The organism is Actinomycetospora succinea, from assembly GCF_004363095.1.
Taxonomy (GTDB): Bacteria; Actinomycetota; Actinomycetes; order Mycobacteriales; family Pseudonocardiaceae; genus Actinomycetospora; species Actinomycetospora succinea.
Genome location: NZ_SNYO01000011.1, coordinates 57,854 through 76,750, shown reverse-complemented (window position 1 = coordinate 76,750; position 18,897 = coordinate 57,854). Strand labels below are relative to the sequence as shown.

Below are 18,897 nucleotides of genomic sequence, written 5' to 3'. Positions count from 1 at the left end.
CAATGGTCGCTCACGACGGTGCGGCCCGTCGCCGAGGAGGTGCTGGTCAGCGGCGGTGACCTCTACGACGCCCGGGTGATCGCCGGTCTGCGCGAGCTCGGCTGGTCGGTCGACGACGTCCAGCTGCCCGGGGCGTGGCCACGTCCGGGTCCTTCGGCACGGGACGAACTGGACGCCGAGCTCGCCGGCGGCGACGGCCCGGTCCTGCTCGACGGCCTCGTGGCCTGCGGGGTCCCGGACGTCGTGGTCCCGCACGCCGCGCGGCGCCCGCTCGCCGTCCTCGTGCACCTGCCCCTCGGCGTGGAGCAGCCCGACCTCGACGCGGGGGAGCGCGCGGTGCTGCGGGCCGCGTGGGTCGTGATCGCGACGAGCCCGTGGACCGCGCGGCGGGTCGGGGCGTCGGTGGTGGCCACCCCCGGCGTCGACCCCGCGCCCCTCGCGACCGGTAGCGACGGTGCCCACCACCTGCTCTGCCTCGGCGCCGTCACGCCGACCAAGGGCCAGGACCTGCTCGTCGAGGCCCTCGCGGCGCTGCGCGAGCACCCGTGGACCCTCGACCTCGTCGGGCCCACCGGCCGCGCTCCGGGGTTCGTCGCCGACCTCCGCGCGGCGATCGACCACCACGGCCTCGCCGACCGCGTCCGCATCCCCGGCCCGCGCACGGGCGCCGAGCTGGACGCGATCTGGGACGCCACCGACCTGCTCGTCGCCCCCTCGCGCGTCGAGACGTACGGCATGGTGGTGACAGAAGCCCTCGCACGCGGTATCCCGGTGGTGGCGAGCGCCGTCGGCGGCCTCCCCGACACTGCGGCGAACGGCGGAGTCTTAACGCCTCCTGAGGACGTACCCGCACTCGTCGCAACGCTGTACCGCTGGTTCGCGGATCGTGCGCACCGGGACGGGTTACGGATCTCAGCGTCGTCCCAACGATGCAGTCTGCACCCGTGGACACAGACATCGCGACGGGTGGACCGGGCGCTCGCCGAGCTGCTGGAGTTCCGTCCCCTCGCGTGAGCGACCGGCCCGATCACGCCGCCCCGGGCGCCCCCGCGGCCGCGGACTGGCTCGCGCTGCGCGAGGGCGCCGACGCCGAGGCGCGCGCGGTGGACCTGGTCGAGGAGCTGCGCGCGGGGCACCCCGCCCCCGGGCGCATCCTCGACCTCGGCGCCGGCACCGGGTCGATGGCCCGCTGGCTCGCCCCGAAGCTGGGCGGGCCGCAGCACTGGGTGCTCGCCGACCGCGACGCCGCGCTGCTCGGCCACGTCGCCGACACGCTCCCGAACGTCGCCCGCGACGGCTCGCCCGTCACGGCCGAGACCCGCGAGCTCGACGTCACCACGCTGACCGCCGGCGACCTCGCCGGCGTCGGCCTCGTCACCGCGTCGGCGCTGCTCGACGTGCTCACCGCCGCGGAGATCGACGCGATCGCGGCGGCGTGCGTCGGGGCCGGCTGCGCGGCGCTGCTGACGCTGTCGGTGGTCGGCTCGGTGCGCATCGACCCCGGTGAGCCCCGCGACGTCGCCATGGCGACCGCCTTCGACGCCCACCAGCAGCGCACCGTCGACGGGCGGGCGCTGCTCGGTCCGCACGCCGCGGCCCTCGCCGAGGAGGCCTTCGCCCGCCACGGCGCCGTCGTCCGCTCCCGGGCGAGCCCGTGGCACCTCGGGCTCGACGACGTCGACCTCGTCCAGGCCTGGCTCCACGGCTGGGTGGCGGCGGCCGTCGCGCAGGACCCCGACCTCGCGCGGCACGCCGACGCCTACCTCGAGCGACGCCTCGAGGCCGCCGAGCAGGGCCGCCTGCGCGTGACCGTCGGCCACCTCGACCTCCTGGCCCTGCCCTGACATGACACCGACCTGACCCGCACGCCCCGCCTCCCCGCACCAGAACAGACCGCTCCCCAGCTCCCCGTCTGGATCTCCCCCGTGCCGCTCCCCGCGACAGAACTGCCCGGTGCCACCGCGCTCCCCACGCCCCGCACCAGCCCCGAGAACGCCACCGCCGATGAGAACCCGCCGCCGATTTCTCAGAACGTCGGATCTTCCAGGCCGGCGCGGTGCACCCTCGCCTCCGTGCTCCGCCTGATCGTCGGCCTCGGTGTCCCGGTGCTCCTCGTCGTCCGCCTCGGCGCGGGCGGTGTCGTCGACGCCCTGGGTGCCATCACCTGGCCCGCCGTCGTCGCCGCCCTGGCCCTCGGCGCGATGACCACCGTCGCCGGCGCCGCCCGTTGGTGCGTCGTCGCCCGCGGCGTGGGGCTGACGCTGTCCCTGCGCGACGCCACCGCCGACGCCTACCGCGCGACGCTGCTGAACTCCCTGCTGCCCGCGGGCGTGCTCGGCGACGTGCACCGCGCCGTGCGCCACCACCGCCCCGGCGACGCCCGCGGCGCGCGCGCGGTCGTGATCGAGCGGGTGGCCGGGCAGGTCGTGGTGGTCGCCGTCGGCGTCACCGTGCTCGTCGCCAGCCCGGCGCTGCTGCACTCGCTGGTCGGCCCCGGGCTCGGGGTGCTGGCGGGGGCGCTCGGCGTCGCTCTGCTGGCCGCGGGTGTGTGGATCGCCACTGCCCGCCGGGCCACTCGCGTCCGGGTCGCCCTGCTGGCCGCGCTGCGCGATGTGCGCGAGGGGCTGGGCCGGGTGCGCACGGCGCCGGCGGTGCTCCTGTTCTCGCTCATCGCCCTCGCCGGGCTGCTCGCGCTGTTCGTCCTCGCGGCCCGCACGGCCGGGGTGAGCGCACCGCTCGGGCAGCTGTTGCCGCTGGTCACGGTGGCCCTGCTCGCCATGTCGGTGCCGTTGACGGTCGGCGGCTGGGGCCCGCGGGAGGCCGCGGCCGCGGTCGCGTTCGCCGCCGTCGGGCTCGACCCGGGACAGGGGCTCGCGACGTCCGTCGTCTACGGCGTGCTGGCCCTGATCTCGTGCCTCCCGGGCGCGGTCGTCCTGCTCGCGGACGCGGTCGGTCGCCCGAATGCGCGCCGGTGGCCCGGCTGGGCGGCATTACCGTGGCGTACGTGCTCACCCTCGTCCGCCACGGTCAGAGTGAGGCCAACGCCCGCGGGGTGATGTGCGGCCGGTCCGACCCGCCGCTCACCGACGCGGGACGACGCCAGGCCCGCGCGCTCGCCGCGGGCCTCCCTCGGCCCACCCGGCTCGTGTCCAGCCCGCTCGCACGGGCCCGCGAGACCGCCGCGCTGTTCGGCGCCGACCTCGAGGTCGAGTGCGACGCCCGCTGGACCGAGATGGACTACGGCGACCTCGACGGCCAGCCGATGGACGCCCTCGACGGCGACGGCTGGCGCGCCTGGCAGTCCGACCCCGAGCACGTGCCCGCCGGCGGCGAGTCGCTCGTCGCCGTGCGCGCCCGCGTCGCCGCCGCCTGCACCGAGCTCGCGGCCGAGGCGGCCACGGGGGAGGTGGTCGTGGTCAGCCACGTCTCGCCGATCAAGGCGGCGATCAGCTGGGCGCTCGGTGTCGGCATCGAGATCGCCTGGCGCATGTACCTCGTCGACGCCGCGGTCTGCCGCATCGACACCAGCGGCAGCGTCCCGCTGCTCCTGGCCGTCAACGACGAGGGCCCGCTGCACGTCGGCACGGCGCTCCCGGCGTGACGTCGTTCCCGGAGTCGTCGGCACCGCGCCGGCCGACGGGGTCCGGGGAACGAGACGTCAGCGCGAGTGCCGCCCGGGTGGGGTCGGCGCGCCCGAGGTCATGGCCCGGAGCTTGCCGAGGTAAGCCTCAGCGCTGACGGCGATCGGCCGGATGATCGTGGTGCTGCTCGGGACGACCACGACGGTCTGCGGAGCCGAGTGCTTGGCCATGAGAACCCCCCACCGGTGGCGGCCGGCCTCGGTGCCGGCTGTCGACTGCTTCTCGCGTGGGCGGCCCCGGTCGTTAGCGATCTCTGCGTGATCTCACCCGACCGGGGAGAATTCCTGCCCCGTGATCGGGCGCGACGGACTCCGCCGACATTCCGCGCTGTCGCGGAATGGCGACGTCGGAATCCTCCGTAGTCCGTTCGTCACGCTCCGATTCGGAGCGCCAGCCCCGCACCGTGCGCTGGTCGCAGGTGCCGTGCCGGATCATGTCGACGACCGGCGCCAGCACCCATCCGAGCACGACGATCCCGCCGACGATCGCGACCGCTGATGTTCTCCCCACGTGCCACCCCCGGTGCGGCATTTCCCCCCTGGAGTCCGCAGAGGGAAATCCTGAGGGACGGGTGGGGTCCGTGGGGGTACCGAGACCGAAACGTGAGCGGACGGGGGAAGGAGTCGACCCCGGCGCACGAATCCCGGGACGCGCCCGGTCCCGGAGGGGTCGTCAGCGGCGGACGGCGCAGCGCTGCTGGTCGATCGTCCCGTGCACGGCCATGCTCGCCCACGGCGCGGCGATCCACGCCGCGGCTCCGGCCGTCGCACCCGCCACCGCCGTCAGAAAGATGGTCATCTCGAGCCCCTCCGGCCACCCCGACACCGTCATCCGCTGCTTCGGTGGCCGGGCCCCCGTCGTTACGTGGCGAACGAGGGAACGTCGCTGGTCATTCGGGGTCGGCCCCGGGGCGTACGGCCGCCCGGAACGAGGCGAACGTCCGCAGGGTGCGGTCCATGGCCCCCCAGACGCGCGGATGGGCGACGACGGCGTTGCGGAGCTCGCGCATCGGGACGTGACGGGCCCAGTGGACGACGCCCGCGCCGGTCCGGACGACGGCTCGGCCCTCCCACACCTCGTGGCTGCGGTCGGCGAGCCAGTCCTTGTAGTCGCTGGGCCCACGGCCCAGGTCGATGTAGTCGACGCCCTCGGCTGCCGCGTGCTCGGCCATCGCGAGGTGCAGGAGCAGGCCCGGCGAGTACCGGGAGAACCCCGGGTCGTAGGTCGGGAACCACGTCGGGAGGACCTGCGCGGACCGGAGACCGAGGTGCCCGGCGACCAGGGTGTCCCCGGCCCACAGCAGGGACACGGTCCCGGAGCAGCCGCGCGTCCGCAGCGTCGCGACGTCCTCGGCGAGCGCGCGGACCCACGGCGTCGCGAACCGGTCCCGGCGGGCCGTCCTCCGGTACTGCTCGGACTTCCAGGCGATGAGCGTGCGGACCGCGTCCGGGTCGTCGGCGGCGAGCTCGAAGCGCACCGGCCCGACCTCGCGCTCGAGGCGTCGCCGCCGCCGGGGGAGGTCCTTGATCCGCGACGAGCGCTGCCGCGCCCGGGCGAGGTAGGCGTCGAACCCGTCGCGCAGGTCCATGATCGGTGACTCGCCGCGGCAGGTCGTGTGCTGGCTGAACGGCGCCGGCCGGCCGGGCATCTGGTCGTAGTCGAAGACACCGATGCCGCAGAGGTCGAGCAGCCGGCGGGTGTCCCACGTCCATCCCGGGCGGTGGACCACGCCGTGGGCCTCGTTGACCAGGGCGGCCGGGCCCGTCGCCTCGCCGAACGGACCCCGCTCGAAGGGCAGGAAGCCGACGACCTCGCCGTCCTCGGAGACGACGGCGACGCGGACCTCCGGCCGGTGGCGCGCGGCGGCCTCGGTGAACTCGAGCGAGAGGAAGGGGCTCTGCAGGCGGTTGTCCCCGTCCTGGAACGTGGCCCACCGCTCGCGCTCGGCCGGACCGACCTCCGCGGGCTCGACCACGTCGACGTCCATCGGCGGCGCTCCTCGTAACGGGAGCGTGAACGCTAGGGAAAGGCGGCGCGCTCCGGATCGCGCGAGTGTGCGAGTGCCGGTACGCCCGATGGAGGAGAACGTCCGCTCGTCCTCCCGGCGGCATACTGCTGTCGTGATCGACTCGTGGTCGCGCCGTGGGGCGCTGCGGCTCGGACTCGCGGCGGGCCTCGTCGCCGTCGCCGCACCGGCCGCGTGTGCCGGGGCGGCCGCGCCGCCGGTGCCCGGCATCCCGGCCGACGTGCCGACGCCGAGCGGTGCGCCGCTCCGCGACGGCCCCGTCGTCGACGTCCGCGACCTCGGCGCGCGGGGTGATGGGCGGGCCGACGACGCCCCCGCCTTCCGCGCCGCGCTCGCGGCCGCGGGTGATCCCGGCGGGCCGCGCACCGTCGCCGTCCCCGCCGGGGAGTACCGGCTCGTGCTGAGTGAACCGCTGTCCGTGCCGGCCGGCGTCACCGTCGCGGGCGAGCCCGGGCGGTCGTTCCTGCGACCGGAAGGGAGCGGGGCCGTCCTCGTGGGGCTCCTCGTCGACGCGCCGGGCGTCACCCTGGACGGGCTGGTCGTCGAGCGCCTCACCGACGTCGACACCGTGCTCGTGCGGCTGGGCCGTGCCGACGGGTTCCGGCTCTCCCGCTCGGTGCTGCTCGGGCACACCGACGCGCTCGCGACGTTCGCGCACGGCATCCAGGTCGGCACGGTGAACGACACGAGCACCGACCTCTCGATCACCGACACCAGCGTCGCCACCACGACCTACGGGCTCTACCAGGCCAACGAATCGCGGGCGGTCACCCAGCAGATGGTCGTCCGGGGCGCGACCTTCGTGCGGAACGCCAACACCGATCTCGAGTTCAACAGTCCCTACGGTTCCTTCCGGGACGTCCTCGTCGAGGGCTGCACCTTCCGCGACAACGATTCCCCGGGCTTCGCCGTCGGGATCGCCTACTGCGCCGACGTCGTCGTGCGCGGCTGCACGATGGAGCGCTACCGGATGGAGGCCGTGCACGTCGAGGACTTCTCCACCGACGTGCTCGTCGAGGGCAACGCGTTCACTGCATGCGGGCTGCGCGAGTTCGCGCACGTGCAGATCATCAGCGGCGCGCGCCGCGTCACCGTCCGCGGCAACCGCCACGACGCGACGATGAACACCAACGACATCCCGCTCGTCGGTGCGCTCGCCGGCGGCGACGCGCTCACCGCGGGTGGGCGGCCGCAGGACCCGCCGACGGAGATCGTCGTCGAGGGCAACGAGATGCACTGCGGGCCCAGGGTGCGCGCGGTGGCGTTCGACGACGTCCCGGCCGGCGCGATCACGGGCAATCGCGTCGACGGTCCGGGCGTCGGGACGCTCGAGGGTGCCTTCGCGCTGCGGCGCACCGGTGCGGTCCGCGTGGTGGGGAACGTGCTCAATGGCTCTGCCACGTGAGTGTTCTGGGTCGCTCCCGCGACCCAGAACACTCACGTGCGCGTAGCGCCTCCCAGCGCGATCTTCGCCGCGGCGAGGACGTCGTCGGCGGACCGCTCCGGTGACGCGGAGTCGGTCGGCACGTCCTGCGCCCAGCCCGTCCACGCCTGCCGCGAGGCCTCCAGCCCGCCGAACAGCCCGTCCGCGTCCGGCGGCACGATCCACGCGCCGTCGACGTCGCGGAGGTTCTCGGCGATCCCGGCCTTGTCGGACACCACCACGTGCAGTCCCGCGACGCGCGCCTCCAGCGGCGTGAACCCGTAGACCTCCTCCAGCGAGGGCAGCACGAGGGTCTGGGTGCTCGCGAGCACCTCCACCACGCCGTCCTCGTCGAGGAACCCGCGGAAGCGCACGCGGTCGGCGACGCCCAGCCGAGCCGCCTGCTGCCGCAGCGCCGGCAGTTCCACCCCGTCGCCGACGACGTCGAGCTCGGGCGACCCGTCGAGGCGCGCGAAGGCCTCGATCAGCGCGCCCACGTTCTTGCGGGCGATCAGCTGGCCGACGTAGACGTAGCGGTGGCCGGCGGCGTCGGGACCGGTGCCCTCGCCCAGGCCGGCGCGGATCTCGCGCGGGCGATCGCCGAAGAGCCCGAGGTCGATGCTGTTGACCGACTCGACGATCCGCTCGGGCGCGACACCCGAGGCGATCGACGCGTCACGGGCGGCGGGACCGGGGACGACGACCGCCCCGGCGTGGGTGAACAGCCAGCGCCGCAGCCGGTCGACCGGCCCGCTCGCGAAGCGCCGGCTGGTCAGGGTGCTCTCGGAGAAGATCACGTACGGGACGCCGCGGCGGACCGCGCGCAGCATCGTCCACGCGCTCGCCAGCTGCGCCCAGGTCGGGATGACGATCACGTCGGCGTCGAGCACCGGTCGCGTGGCGCCGGGCTTCAGGACCGCCTGGTACGAGTCGAGGCTCGCCAGCGGGCCCCGGCGCGGGATCTGCCAGCACGGGACCAGTGCGGAGGCGTACCCCGGGTGGGGACGGTAGCGGAAGTGGCGCTCCGGCTCCTCGGTGAAGAGGAAGTGGACCGTCAGGTCGCCGCGCCGCGCGAGCTCGCAGAACAGCGGTTCACGGTAGGGAGCCTGCGCGTCGGTCATCCACGCGATCTCCATCGACACCTCACCCCATGCTCAGTCAGCCTGCGTAACCTAACGACCTCGGCCGTCTTTCGTCAGGATGGAGCAAGGTGCATCACTCTCGGACTACTGCCGTGGTCGAACTGGAGCCGCTGGGGCACCGTTTGCGCTACGTCCGGTTGCTCCTCGAGGGGCTCCCGCCTACGGAGCGTCTCCTCCTCGTGTCGCCGCAGGTCGCCGCCTCACCCGAGTTCCGCGAGCACCTCGCCGACGCCGAGGTGATCGAACTCGGCAGCGACGACCACGACACCGCGATCCCCGAGGCGCTGGTCACCGCGACCGAGCACGGCGCCGGCCACCTCGTGATCCCCGACGGCGACAAGGCCGTGCGTCCCCTGCTGCGGACGCTCCTACGCGGCTCGCTCTCGCTGGCTCGACCGCGCCGGCCGCGGATCACGCTCCTGCTCATGCGCACGGCGACGCCCGGTGGACCCGAGGCCGCCACGGTCGGCATGGCGCTCAAGCCTGCGCTCGTCGCGGCTCTGAGACGGCTGCCGGCGATCCGGGTCCTCTTCCTCACCGACGCCTTCGGCGTCGTCACCCGCCGGCCCGGCTTCCCCGGCGTCAGGCCTGTCCGCGATCCGGTGACGCCGGTGGCCGAGCTGCCCGGGGGACACCGGAGCGGACGCACCCGCATCGGCGCCCTCGGCGTGATCAGCGCGCGCAAGAACGTGCCCGTCCTGGTGCGCGCCGCGGCCCGCCGGGACGACGTCGACGTGGTCCTCGCCGGCCGCTGCGAGCCCGACGTCCGCGCCTTCCTCGACACCGACCCCGACGCCGAGAGGCTGCGCACGGAGCACCGTCTGCACGTCGACGACCGCCTCCTCGACGAGGACGAGTTCGACGCCGCGCTCCGGTCGGTCGACGTCGCCGCGGTGCTCCACGACAACGACGCACCGAGCGGCATCGTCGCCGAGGCGTGCGCCCGCGGGGTACCGGTGCTCGGCCCGGATCGCGGCTGGATCGCGACGGTGCTCGACGCCACGGGGTGCGGGGTCGGCGCCCGCGTCGACGACCCGGAGGACGTCGTGAAGGCGATCACCCGCCTGCTCGCCGACCGCGAACGCTACGTAGTCTCGGCGCAGAAGGCGGCGGGTGTCCTGGGGGTCGACGACTTCGTGACGGGTCTCCTCGACGACCGAGCGTGAGATTCCGGCACGGACACCCCGGACGACGTTGACCCGATCGGGTAGCCTCGCGTTGGTCCGAACGGCCGTGCCCTCTCCGGCACGAGACGAGCTGGGGGTGACATGGCGCGGCCGATGCGGACCCTGTGGGGCTCGCTGACCGCCCCCACCCTGCCCGCGTTCGTGGCCGCCGCCGCGATGCTCGCGACGCTCCCGCTGCTGCGCCCCGGCGTCTTCGGCGAGAGCACGGCGCTCGCCGGCTGCGCCCTCGCCGTGCTCGCCGCCGTCGCCGCCCTCCTGCGCCGCGAGCGGGTGCCGGCGCGCGCCGTGCCGGCGGTGCCGCTGCTCGTCGGCCTCGTGGCGGTCGCCTACCTCTGGATGGTCGGCCACGGCGCCGCCGTGTTCGCGCCCGACCGCATCCGCGACCTCTTCCAGGACTTCGTCCTCACGATCGGCTCGCTCGTCGCGTTCGCGATCGTGCTGGCCGACCCGCGCGCCCGACGGGCGGTCGCCCGCGGCTTCGTGATCGCCGTCGTGCTCGTGAGCGCGTCGTGGGTGGTGACCGCGCTGTTCTGGGGCGTCGCCGGCCTGGGCGCGGGCCAGATCGCGACCGTCCCGGTGGGCACCGTCGAGCCGCAGCCCGTGTACTTCCCGTTCACGATCAGCTACTCGACCTCCGAGGTCTTCGGGCTCGAGGTGCCGCGACTGACCGGGTTCGGCCGCGAGTCGGGCTGGATGGCCATGTCCTGCGCCGTGGCGTGGTTCCTCTCCGACGCCGTGGGCTATCGCGCGCGCTGGGTGAAGGTGCTGATCCTCGCGGGGCTCGCCGGCACGCTGTCGACGGCCGGGTTCGGCGTCTTCGTCGTCGTGCTCGCGCTCGACCTCTTCCTGCGCCCGCGCGGCGGCATCGGGCTCGGCGGGTTCCTGCGCCAGATCGGCGGGATCGCGGCGATCGCCGGTGCCGGGTGGGCGGCGCTCTACGCCCCGGTGCTCGGGCTGTCGGCCAAGCAGACCTCCAACGAGGCCTCCCTCGCCGAGCGCCAGGACGCCACCGACGCCGGCATCCGCGCGTTGACGGAGTCGCCGCTCGGCGGGCTCGGCTCCGAGAAGCAGGCGGGCATCAACCTGGTCTCCGACGTCGCCGTCAACGGGCTCCCGTTCGTCGTGCTCGTCTCGCTGGCGATCCTCGTGCCCGCGTTCGTGGCCCCGGGCCGCGGCGCGGTCCGCGTCGGCCGGGCGGTCCCGATCGCGCTCGTCGTCTTCCTGACCCTGCTCCTCTCGCAGCCCGCGGCCGCGTCGACCTGGGCGTTCGCGCTCGTCGCCGTCGCCTGCGCCGCGGAGGGGCTCACCGCCGAGGAACGGGCCGAGCCCGGTGCGCCGGCGTTGGCCCGCTGGCACCGCTGGTGGGCGGGCCGCTCCTCGGTGCCCGATCCGGCCACCGCGTCATCGCCGACGCCCCCGCCCGTCCCCGTCCCGTCCCCGGCCCGACCCCCCGCGGCCCTCGGAGGAGATCGTTCATGAGCGCGCGCGAGTACTGGACCGTCCTGCGCGAGGACCGCAAGCTCATCGCCGGCGTCCTGGTGCTGTGCCTGCTGGGCGCGGTGCTGCTCGACGTCCTCCTGCCGCGGACGTACACGTCGTCGGCGGTCTTCTACGTCGCGTCGGCGCAGCCCGAGTCGTCGTCGACCGACGCCTACTCGGGCGCGCAGCTCTCCACAGAGCGGGTGAAGTCCTACACCGAGCTGCTCCAGGGCCCGCGGGTCGCCCGGGACGCGTCGCTGCTGCTCGGCGGCACCCCGACCGCGGACGAGATCCAGGGCGCGATCACCGCCAGCTCGGTGACCGAGACCGTGGTGCTGACCCTCGAGGTCACCGAGCGCTCGCCCGACGACGCGCGGCTCGTCGCCGGCGCGGTGTCGACGGCGTTCACGCGGCTCGTCGGCGCCATCGAGTCGACCGGCGGGGTGGTCAACCGGCCGATCGCGACCGCCGAGGTGATCCTCCCGCCGACCACGCCCGACGAGCCGTCGGGCCCGCGGACGACGATCCTGTTCGCGGTCGCGCTGCTCGTGGGGCTCGTGCTCGGCGTCGGTGTCGCGCTGGCCCGCCGTGCGCTGCGCGACGCCGTCGACAGCCCCGACACGCTGGCCGAGCGTCTCGGCGCCCCGGTGCTCGGCGTGGTGCCGGCGCTGCGCCGTGCCCCGAAGTACCCGGCCCTGCTCGCCGAGCCGCCGACCGGCGCCCGCGGCCGCAACGCCCGCCGGATGCGGGCCCGCGCCGAGTCCTACCGCCGCGCCCGCGCCGCGCTGCGCTCGGTGGCCGAGGACCGGCGCTGCCTCGTGCTGACGGGCACCGGGCCGGATCAGGGCACCTCGACCGCCGCCGTCGACCTGGCCGTCGCCTTCGCCGCGTCCGGCGCGTCCGTCTTGCTCGTCGACGCCGACCTGCGCAGCCCGACCCTCGCCGACACCCTCGCGCTCGACACCCACGTGGGCCTGCGCGAGGTCCTCGAGCAGGGCGTCGCGCTCGAGGCCGCGATCCAGCGCTGGTCGCGCGGCAGCATCGACGTGCTGACCGCTGGCGCGACCGGCGCGCGGCCGAGCGAGGTGCTGATCGGCGGCCGGCTCGACTCCGTGCTTGCGACGCTGCGGGAGCGCTACGACCACGTCATCGTCGACACGCCCGCCGTCACCGACGCCGCCGACGCCGTCGACGTCGCCCGCCACGCCGACGGCGTCGTGCTCGTGTGCCGCCGCGGCAGCACACGCCCCGACGACATCGACGCCGCCGCCTCGGCCCTCGGGCTGGCCGGCGTGCCCGTGCTCGGCGCGCTCCTGACCTGGGCGACCGACGTCCGGGATGCCCCGGGCGGCGCCCGCCGGACGATGCTCGCCCTGCCGTCGGGCTCGTCGTCCCAGTCCGAGGAACCGACACCCGCGCCTGCTCCCGCACCGGCCCCGACTCCGGCTCCGGCCCCGCGCGAGCCCGAGCCGGCTGCCTGGTCCCCGTCGCGCACCGTGCGAACGCGCCCGGAGCCGATGCCAGCTGACGAGGCGGACGGCGACCACCCGACCGCCCGGGTGCGCGCCCGCGGTGCCGCGCCCGAGGAGAGCGCGACGCCGAAGCGGACCACAGCCGAGCGCACGCCCGCGCCCACGCCCGCCGAGAGCCAGCCCGGAACGACGCGGCCCCGCCGTCGCGCCACCCGCGGCACGATCACCGTGCCGAGCCCCAACGGGCATCGCCCGGAGTAGCCGCTTCCGCGAGGCGCCCGACTGGTGGTATTCGTCCCTTTCGTCACGATGAAGGGGGCGCCATGGAGGTCGGTCTCGGGCTGCCCAACGGGGGAGCGGACGTCGACCCCGGCGAGCTGGTGCGGCTGGCGGTCGGCGCCGAGCGGATCGGGCTCGACGCGGTCTGGGTCGTCGACCGGTGGCTGCGGCCCCACGCACCGGTCGCGATGCCCGGCGTGCCGGTGCTCGTGACGATGCCCGCCGAGTACTACGCGTCGGTCTACGACCCGATCGACCTGCTCTGCCACCTCGCCGCCCGCACCGACCGGATCGGGCTCGGGACGAGCGCGATCAACGTCCTCTACCACCCGCCCGTCCTGCTGGCCCGGCGTCTCGCGACGCTCGACCGCCTCAGCAGCGGACGGGCGCGGGCGGGCGTGACGTCGGGGTGGATGGCGGAGGAGTTCGCGGTCGCCGATGTCCCGCCGAGCGTCATGGGAGAGGGGTTCGACGAGCACCTCGCGGCGATGCGGGCGGTGTGGGCGCCCGACCCCGTCGAACGCGACGGCACGCGCTTCCCGATCCCGCGCTCCGACATCGGGCCGAAGCCGGTCGGCGCGATCCCGCTGCTCGTCGGCTACAACACCGCGGCCGGCCTGCGACGCGCGGCGCGGATCGGGGACGGCCTGCACCCCCACCGCAACGGCCTCGCCCACCTGGCTCGTGATCTCGAACAATGGCGGGCCGACGCGCAGGAGGCCGGCCGGGATCCCGCGATGATGCCCGTCGTCCTGCGCGTGGCCGCTGACCCGACGGCCGCCGACGCCCCCGGCGAGGTGTTCACCGGACCGCCCGAGCGCTGGCCGGCAGACCTCGTCGCCCTCGAGGCGCTCGGCGTCGACCACGTGCTGCTGCAGTTCCCGCCGGGCACGTCCGTCGACGAGACCCTCGCCGTCATGACCCCGCTGAGCTCAGGAACTCGCGCAGCGCCTTCGTGATCTCGTCGGGCGCCTCCTCCGCCAGGAAGTGTCCGGCGTCGAGCGCGCCGCCGCGCACGTCGTCGGCCCATTCCCGCCAGACGGCGAGCGGCTCGTACCAGCTGTTCACCGCGCCGGTGGCGCTCCAGAGAGCGAGCACCGGGCAGCGCATCCGGTGGGCGCCGCGGTCGGCTTCGTCGTGGGCGACGTCGACCTCGGCGGCCGCGCGGTACTGCTCGCAGACCGCGTGCACGCGGGCCGGGTCGCGGAAGGTCGCGGTGTAGCGGTCGCGGACCCACGGCGGGAAGGCGGCGGGGTCGTCGGACCAGGAGTCGAGCATGTGGTCGACGAGCGTGCCCGGTGCGCCGAGCACCAGCTGCTCGGGCACCGGTGCCGCCGCGGCGAGGAACGACCAGACCCAGTAGCCCAGCGCGAACTCCTGGCCGGCGCGGGCGAACGCCTCGGCGGTCGGCACGACGTCGAGCACGGCGAGGGCATCGACGTGGTCGGGGTGGTCGAGCGCCATCCGGTAGGCGCACCGGGCGCCGCGGTCGTGGCCGGCGACGGCGAACCGGTCGTGGCCGAGCGCGCGCATCACGGCGAGCTGCTCGGCGGCCAGCGCGCGCATGGAGTGGTCGTCGCTCGTCCCGACGCCGCTGCGGCCGTACCCGCGCAGGTCGGTCGCGACGACGGTGAACCGCTCGGCGAGGGCCGGGGCGACGTGGCGCCACATGAGGTGGGTCTCCGGGATGCCGTGCAGGAGCAGCAGCGGCGGACCGGAGCCGCCGACGCGGCCGTGGATCGTGGTGCCGCCGACGGTCACGTCGACGACGTCGAAACCCGGGAAGAGAGCCACGACCTATGTGAGCACTTTCCGGCCCTATAGGGGCAGAAAGCGCTCACATAGACGCCGGGAGGGGTGCTCGGCGGGCGCGGCGGGCCACGACGCAGAGCAGGACGAAGATGATGACCTGGCTGACGAGGTAGCCCGCGGCGGCCCAGACGGCGCCCCCGAAGGACGACAGCACCAGGGTCGCGGCGAGGCCGAACGCCAGCCCGACGGCGATCGCGGTGGCGACGCCGCGCTGGTGCCCGCGGGTCTGCGCGATGATCGCCGGCGGCTGGTTCAGGGTCACGATCGCGGCCCCGACCGCGAGGATCGCGAACACCGTGCCCGAGCGTGCGTACTCCTCGCCGAGCAGCAGCGGGATCAGCGGCGGCCCGGCGAGCGCGACGAGCAGGGGAGCGACGGCCAGCGCCGCGCCGACCTTGATGACGCGCCGCTCCTCGGCGTGCAGGGCGTCGGGGTCGGTGCCGGCGCGCGCGAGCCAGGGCGCGGCGACGAGCTGCAGCGACGTCGCGAGGAACGTCAGCGGGCCGATCAGCCGCCCGGCCGCGGCGTAGAGGCCGCCCTGGAACGCGCCGGCGCCGAGCGTCACGAGTGGCGTGTCGAGCTGCTGGGCCTGGGCGGCGAGGTTGGACAAGCCGAACCCCAGACTCTCGCGGGAGTGGGAGACCAGCTCCCGCGACGCCCGCGCCCGCTCCGGCGGCGCGCCGAGGAACCAGCGGTCGAGCAGCGCCTCGGCCACGAAGCTCGCGGGGATCGCCGCCGCCAGCGCCACCTCGCCCCACCCGAACGGCACGAGCGCGAGCGCCACGCCCAGCCCGACGACCCGTCCGACGAGCTGGCCGATCGAGGCCTGAGAGAACTTCTCGGCGACGCGCAGCAGCCCGTGCGCGGTCTGCGCCTCCCACATCGCCGGACCGGTCAGCGACAGCAGCAGCGCCGCCGCGAGCGAGGGCGCCAACCACAGCGCCACCGCCAGTCCCACCGCGAGCAGCAGCAGCGACCAGCGTCGCTTCGCCCGCACGAGCGCTCGCGCCGTGGCCACCGGCAGGCGCCCCGCCGCGGTCTCGCGCACCGAGTAGTTGATGAAGCCGGCATCGAACACCGTCGCCGCGATCTGTCCCACCGCGGCGACGGTGGCGATGAGACCCAGCGTGGCCGGGTCGATGGAGCGGGCGCCGACCACGTAGGTCAGGCCCAGGACCAGCTGGCCGGCGACCAGCGTGCCGGCGACGCCGCCGATGCGGCCGAGGAGGAGCCCGAGGGCGCCGCCGGGTGCTCTCACTTCTGGAGTGCCGCCAGGTCGGCGTCGACCATGAGGTGGGCGAGTTGTTCGGGCATGGTCTGGGCCTTCCAGCCCAGGTCGCGCTGGGCTTTGGACGCGTCGCCGATCAGGGCGTCGACCTCGGTGGGCCGCAGGTAGGTCTCGTCGAACCGCACGTGCTCCTCCCAGTCCAGCCCCACGCGCTCGAAGCAGTACTGGGTGAACTCCCGCACGGTGGTCGCGGTCCCGGTCGCCAGCACATAGTCGGCGGGCTCGGGAGCTTGGAGCATCCGCCACATGCCCTCGACGTACTCCTGCGCGTAGCCCCAGTCCCGCACCGCGTCCAGATTGCCCAGGTAGACGTGCTGCTCGAGGCCCGCCTTGATCCGCGCCGCGGCGCGGGCGATCTTGCGGGTCACGAACGTCTCCCCGCGGCGGGGGGATTCGTGGTTGAACAGGATCCCGTTGACCGCGAACAGGTCGTGGGCCTCGCGGTAGTTCCGGGCCATCCAGTACCCGTAGACCTTCGCCGCCCCGTACGGGGAGCGCGGGTAGAACGGGGTGTCCTCGTTCTGCGGCGGCGGGGTCGCCCCGAACATCTCCGAGCTCGACGCCTGGTAGTAGCGGGTGTCGACCCCGACCATCCGGATCGCCTCCAGCAGCCGGGCGGTGCCCACGCCGGTGGTGTTGCCGGTGTACTCCGGCTCGTCGAACGACACGCGCACATGCGACTGGGCGGCCAGGTGATACACCTCGTCCGGGCGCACCTTCTCGATCAACGTCACCAGACGGCTGGAGTCGGTGAGGTCGCCGTAGTGCAGCACCAGGCGCTGATCACGCTCGTGCGGATCCTGGTACAGGTGATCGATCCGGCCGGTGTTGAACGTCGAGGAGCGCCGGATGATCCCGTGCACCTCATAGCCCTTGCCCAGCAGCAACTCGGTCAGATACGACCCGTCCTGCCCCGTGATCCCCGTGATCAACGCCCGCTTCACCGCTGCGCTCCCTGCTGCTCGAGGAACCACTGATAGGTCGAGGCCAGACCCTCGGCGAGCCCGATGGTCGGCTTCCAGCCCAGCGCCTGGAGACGTGAGACGTCGAGCAGCTTGCGCGGCGTGCCGTCGGGCCGGGAGGTGTCGTAGACGATCTCGCCGGTGAAGCCGACGGTGTCGGCGACGAGCGAGGCGAGGTCCGCGATCGGGACGTCCTCGCCGACGCCGACGTTGATCGGCGCCGGGTCGTCGTAGGTCTCGAGCAGGTGCAGGCAGGCGGCCGCGAGGTCGTCGACGTGCAGGAACTCGCGCCGCGGCGTCCCGGTGCCCCAGACCGTCACGGTCGGCGCTCCGGAAACGCGCGCCTCGTGGAACTTCCGGATCAGCGCCGGCAGGACGTGCGACTTCTCGAGGTCGAAGTTGTCGCCGGGCCCGTAGAGGTTGGTCGGCATCGCGGAGATCCACGAGCGCCCGTACTCGCGGCGGTAGGACTGCACGCCCATGATCCCGGCGATCTTCGCGATCGCGTAGGCGTCGTTGGTGGGCTCGAGCGCTCCGGTGAGCAGGGAGTCCTCGCGGATGGGCTGCTCGGCGAACTTCGGGTAGATGCACGACGAGCCGAGCAGCAGCAGGCGCGGAACGTCGGCGCGGTGGGCGGCGTCGAGCAGGTTCGCCTGGATGCGCAGGTTGTCGTGCAGGAACTCGACGGGCTCGGCCGCGTTGGCCGCGATCCCGCCGACCCGCGCAGCGGCGTCGACGACGATCGCCGGCGCGGTCTCGTCGAGGAACCGCGTCGTGGCGGCGACGTCGCGCAGGTCGACCTGGCTCGAGCGCACGCCGACGACGTCGGTGAAGCCGGCGGCGCGCAGGTGGCGCACGACGGCAGAGCCGACGAGACCCGACGAACCGGCGACGAAGACCCGCGCGTCCCGCGGCAGCGGTCGGCCCGGCTCCCAGCTCGAGAGTGGTGCAGTCACGGAGTTCCCCCCTCGGATGCGCGGGAGGCGGCGAGGTCTTCCACCCAGCGCTGGTAGTCACGGTGTGCGGCGGCGGCGCCGAGGTGTTCCTCCGCATAGGCGCGCCCGGCGGTCGCGAGCGCGTCGATGCGGGCGGGGTCCCCGGCGAGCCCGCGCACGGCGTCGAGCAGATCCTGGGGGCTGCCCGGGTCGACGCGCACGCCACCCCCCGATCGACGGATTTCCGCCGAGGCCGCGCTCCGCTCCCAGGTTGCCGCGACGACGGGCCGACCGGCGGTGAAGTACGACGTGAGCTTGCTCGGCACCGACATCTCGGCGACCGTCGGCGCCTCGTTGACCAGCAGGACGTCCGCGGCCGCGAGGGCGTCGGAGAAGTGGTCGCCGGGAAGCGGATCACGGAACTGCAGGCGCCCGACGCCCTCGCCGCGCTCCTCCAGGGCCGACCGCTGGTTGCCGTCGCCGAGCAGGACGAAGCGCACGTCGGCACCGCGCTCGTCGGCGAGGCGGGCGGTGTCGACGACGTTCTCCAGTCCTTGCTTGAGCCCCATGTTGCCGGCGTGCAGCACGATGACCTCGTCGTCCCGCCAGCCGAGGGCGCGACGTGTGGCGGAGCGATCGCCGGCCCCGGAGGCCACGTGCGACCAGTTGCGGATCACGGTGACGCGGTCGCGGTCGACGCCGAGCCGCGCGACGCCGTCGGCGAACTGGTCGTGCACCACGGCCACACCGTCGGCCTGCTTCAGCAACCAGCCCTCGAGCTTGGCGGCCGCCCGCCCCGCACCCGCCGACGCGATGCCGGTCTCGGAGACCGCCCTGCTGTAGAGGTCCTGGGTGACGACGCCGAGCGCCGTCAGCCCGGGCTTCCGCCATCGCAGGCCGGCGAGGACGGTCAGCAGGACAGGACTCACAGCGATGACGACGTCCGGGCGCCGCGCGCCCTGTCGACCGACCGCTGCGGCGTGCGCGGCGAACGTCGCGTCCATGACCACCCGACGGAGCGCCGACGGGTCGCGCGGGACCGGGTGCCGCACCCGCGTGACGGGCACTCCGCCGTCGGCGTCCTGGTAACGCAGCCCGAAGTAGCCCTCATGGACCGACCACTGGGGGTAGTGGGGGTAGCCGGTGACCACCCGGACGCGATGTCCGGCCTCAGCGAGCGCCGACACCATCCCGGCGGTGTAGGGGGCGTTCCCGGTGTGCTCCGGCGGGTAGTGCATGCCGAGGACCAGC

18 protein-coding genes are annotated in these 18,897 nt (G+C 74.5%); 9 read left to right on the top strand and 9 right to left on the bottom strand.

Annotation, left to right across the window (positions count from 1 at the left end; all coding sequences use genetic code 11):
* The first annotated feature begins 18 nt into the window (after nt 1-18).
* The 4 genes from EV188_RS26680 (at nt 19) to EV188_RS26665 (ending at nt 3,601) form a co-directional block, all read left to right on the top strand.
* The gene (locus EV188_RS26680) at nt 19-1,014 is read left to right on the top strand and encodes a glycosyltransferase family 4 protein (protein WP_133829376.1); all 996 of its coding nucleotides are present in this window, start codon (nt 19-21) and stop codon (nt 1,012-1,014) included.
* Nucleotides 1,011-1,844: a class I SAM-dependent methyltransferase gene (locus EV188_RS26675; RefSeq protein WP_133829375.1), complete on the top strand. Its 834-nt coding sequence runs from the start codon at nt 1,011-1,013 to the stop codon at nt 1,842-1,844. The genes EV188_RS26680 and EV188_RS26675 overlap by 4 nt, the downstream gene beginning before the upstream one ends.
* Before the next feature lie 228 nt (nt 1,845-2,072).
* On the top strand, nt 2,073-3,056 hold the full coding sequence (locus tag EV188_RS26670) for a lysylphosphatidylglycerol synthase transmembrane domain-containing protein (protein ID WP_208114383.1): 984 nt from the start codon (nt 2,073-2,075) through the stop codon (nt 3,054-3,056).
* The gene (locus tag EV188_RS26665; RefSeq protein ID WP_166660106.1) at nt 3,005-3,601 is read left to right on the top strand and encodes a histidine phosphatase family protein; all 597 of its coding nucleotides are present in this window, start codon (nt 3,005-3,007) and stop codon (nt 3,599-3,601) included. Before EV188_RS26670 ends, EV188_RS26665 begins: the two co-directional genes overlap by 52 nt.
* 57 nt (nt 3,602-3,658) lie before the next feature.
* On the opposite strand, the gene EV188_RS31980 is transcribed toward EV188_RS26665, so the two are convergent.
* The 3 genes from EV188_RS31980 to EV188_RS26660 all read right to left on the bottom strand — a co-directional run bounded on the left by EV188_RS31980 (nt 3,659) and on the right by EV188_RS26660 (nt 5,628).
* Entirely contained in the window at nt 3,659-3,811 is a 153-nt protein-coding gene (locus EV188_RS31980) for a hypothetical protein (RefSeq protein WP_166660105.1), read from the bottom strand.
* Nucleotides 3,812-4,313: 502 nt separating this feature from the next.
* Entirely contained in the window at nt 4,314-4,439 is a 126-nt protein-coding gene (locus EV188_RS33055; protein ID WP_279536772.1) for a hypothetical protein, read from the bottom strand.
* 91 nt (nt 4,440-4,530) lie between these two features.
* Nucleotides 4,531-5,628 (bottom strand): GNAT family N-acetyltransferase, encoded by a 1,098-nt coding sequence (locus EV188_RS26660; protein ID WP_133829373.1) that lies wholly within the window; start codon nt 5,626-5,628, stop codon nt 4,531-4,533.
* A 133-nt stretch (nt 5,629-5,761) separates the two neighbouring features.
* Between EV188_RS26660 and EV188_RS26655 the strand changes: the two genes are divergently transcribed.
* Nucleotides 5,762-7,072 carry a right-handed parallel beta-helix repeat-containing protein gene (locus tag EV188_RS26655; protein ID WP_166660104.1) on the top strand — a complete coding sequence of 437 codons (1,311 nt, stop codon included), beginning with the start codon at nt 5,762-5,764 and terminating at the stop codon, nt 7,070-7,072.
* A 32-nt stretch (nt 7,073-7,104) separates the two neighbouring features.
* Here EV188_RS26655 and EV188_RS26650 read toward each other — a convergent pair whose 3' ends face one another.
* Nucleotides 7,105-8,226 carry a glycosyltransferase gene (locus tag EV188_RS26650; protein WP_133829371.1) on the bottom strand — a complete coding sequence of 374 codons (1,122 nt, stop codon included), beginning with the start codon at nt 8,224-8,226 and terminating at the stop codon, nt 7,105-7,107.
* 98 nt (nt 8,227-8,324) lie between these two features.
* On the opposite strand from EV188_RS26650, the gene EV188_RS26645 reads away from it, so the two are divergent.
* The 4 genes from EV188_RS26645 to EV188_RS26630 all read left to right on the top strand — a co-directional run bounded on the left by EV188_RS26645 (nt 8,325) and on the right by EV188_RS26630 (nt 13,608).
* Nucleotides 8,325-9,398, top strand: a complete 1,074-nt coding sequence (locus tag EV188_RS26645; RefSeq protein WP_133829370.1) for a glycosyltransferase — start codon at nt 8,325-8,327, stop codon at nt 9,396-9,398.
* Nucleotides 9,399-9,500: 102 nt separating this feature from the next.
* On the top strand, nt 9,501-10,898 hold the full coding sequence (locus tag EV188_RS26640; RefSeq protein ID WP_133829369.1) for a hypothetical protein: 1,398 nt from the start codon (nt 9,501-9,503) through the stop codon (nt 10,896-10,898).
* Nucleotides 10,895-12,631 (top strand): tyrosine-protein kinase domain-containing protein, encoded by a 1,737-nt coding sequence (locus EV188_RS26635; RefSeq protein ID WP_133829368.1) that lies wholly within the window; start codon nt 10,895-10,897, stop codon nt 12,629-12,631. The genes EV188_RS26640 and EV188_RS26635 overlap by 4 nt, the downstream gene beginning before the upstream one ends.
* 62 nt (nt 12,632-12,693) lie before the next feature.
* Nucleotides 12,694-13,608: a TIGR03619 family F420-dependent LLM class oxidoreductase gene (locus EV188_RS26630; RefSeq protein WP_133829367.1), complete on the top strand. Its 915-nt coding sequence runs from the start codon at nt 12,694-12,696 to the stop codon at nt 13,606-13,608.
* On the opposite strand, the gene EV188_RS26625 is transcribed toward EV188_RS26630, so the two are convergent.
* The 5 genes from EV188_RS26625 to EV188_RS26605 are packed head-to-tail and all read right to left on the bottom strand — an operon-like array spanning nt 13,565 to nt 18,884.
* On the bottom strand, nt 13,565-14,443 hold the full coding sequence (locus tag EV188_RS26625; RefSeq protein ID WP_133829366.1) for an alpha/beta fold hydrolase: 879 nt from the start codon (nt 14,441-14,443) through the stop codon (nt 13,565-13,567). The genes EV188_RS26630 and EV188_RS26625 overlap by 44 nt on opposite strands.
* Before the next feature lie 43 nt (nt 14,444-14,486).
* The gene (locus EV188_RS26620) at nt 14,487-15,719 is read right to left on the bottom strand and encodes a lipopolysaccharide biosynthesis protein (protein ID WP_166660103.1); all 1,233 of its coding nucleotides are present in this window, start codon (nt 15,717-15,719) and stop codon (nt 14,487-14,489) included.
* Nucleotides 15,716-16,693 carry a GDP-mannose 4,6-dehydratase gene (gene gmd, locus EV188_RS26615; protein WP_133829364.1) on the bottom strand — a complete coding sequence of 326 codons (978 nt, stop codon included), beginning with the start codon at nt 16,691-16,693 and terminating at the stop codon, nt 15,716-15,718. The genes EV188_RS26620 and gmd overlap by 4 nt, the downstream gene beginning before the upstream one ends.
* Nucleotides 16,690-17,667, bottom strand: a complete 978-nt coding sequence (locus tag EV188_RS26610; RefSeq protein ID WP_133829363.1) for a GDP-L-fucose synthase family protein — start codon at nt 17,665-17,667, stop codon at nt 16,690-16,692. The genes gmd and EV188_RS26610 overlap by 4 nt, the downstream gene beginning before the upstream one ends.
* Nucleotides 17,664-18,884, bottom strand: a complete 1,221-nt coding sequence (locus EV188_RS26605; RefSeq protein ID WP_133829362.1) for a glycosyltransferase — start codon at nt 18,882-18,884, stop codon at nt 17,664-17,666. Before EV188_RS26605 ends, EV188_RS26610 begins: the two co-directional genes overlap by 4 nt.
* Nucleotides 18,885-18,897: the final 13 nt, after the last annotated feature.

Bases quoted from the DNA above. Each gene is read 5' to 3' on its own strand.
- EV188_RS31980 (WP_166660105.1), bottom strand. From the start codon at position 3,811: ATGGCCAAGCACTCGGCTCCGCAGACCGTCGTGGTCGTCCCGAGCAGC.
- EV188_RS33055 (WP_279536772.1), bottom strand. From the start codon at position 4,439: ATGACCATCTTTCTGACGGCGGTGGCGGGTGCGACGGCCGGAGCCGCG.
- EV188_RS26660 (WP_133829373.1), bottom strand. From the start codon at position 5,628: ATGGACGTCGACGTGGTCGAGCCCGCGGAGGTCGGTCCGGCCGAGCGC.
- EV188_RS26650 (WP_133829371.1), bottom strand. From the start codon at position 8,226: ATGGAGATCGCGTGGATGACCGACGCGCAGGCTCCCTACCGTGAACCG.
- EV188_RS26640 (WP_133829369.1), top strand. From the start codon at position 9,501: ATGGCGCGGCCGATGCGGACCCTGTGGGGCTCGCTGACCGCCCCCACC.
- EV188_RS26635 (WP_133829368.1), top strand. From the start codon at position 10,895: ATGAGCGCGCGCGAGTACTGGACCGTCCTGCGCGAGGACCGCAAGCTC.
- EV188_RS26630 (WP_133829367.1), top strand. From the start codon at position 12,694: ATGGAGGTCGGTCTCGGGCTGCCCAACGGGGGAGCGGACGTCGACCCC.
- EV188_RS26605 (WP_133829362.1), bottom strand. From the start codon at position 18,884: ATGCACTACCCGCCGGAGCACACCGGGAACGCCCCCTACACCGCCGGG.